Origin of the sequence: Jeotgalibacillus marinus, from assembly GCF_040801915.1 — a bacterium.
Taxonomy (GTDB): Bacteria; Bacillota; Bacilli; order Bacillales; family Jeotgalibacillaceae; genus Jeotgalibacillus; species Jeotgalibacillus marinus.
The window spans coordinates 1-225 of the sequence record NZ_JBFMIA010000339.1 but is presented as its reverse complement, the minus strand read 5'-3'; the positions used below and the strand labels follow the sequence as shown (position 1 = coordinate 225).

Genomic DNA, 225 nt, shown 5'->3' with positions numbered 1-225 from the left:
GCCTTTTTCCTCCTTTTCCCCGGTCGTTCCCCCTTTTCTTCCCTTTCCCTCTTTCCCCCTTTCTTCCTCTTCCTCCCTTTCCTTCTCCCCTCTTTCCCTTCCTTTTCTCTTTTTCTTTTTTTCCTCTTTTTCCCCCTTTCCTCCTCCTCCTTCCCCTCTTTTCTCTCCCTTCTCTCTCCTTTCCTTTCCTTCCCCCCCCTTCCTCCTTTCTTCCCTCTTTTCCTT

1 protein-coding gene is annotated in these 225 nt (G+C 49.8%); it reads right to left on the bottom strand.

The genetic code is table 11. The features are described from left to right. Positions 1-225 (bottom strand): hypothetical protein (locus AB1471_RS19225; protein ID WP_367781095.1); only part of this gene is annotated, 225 nt, incomplete at both ends.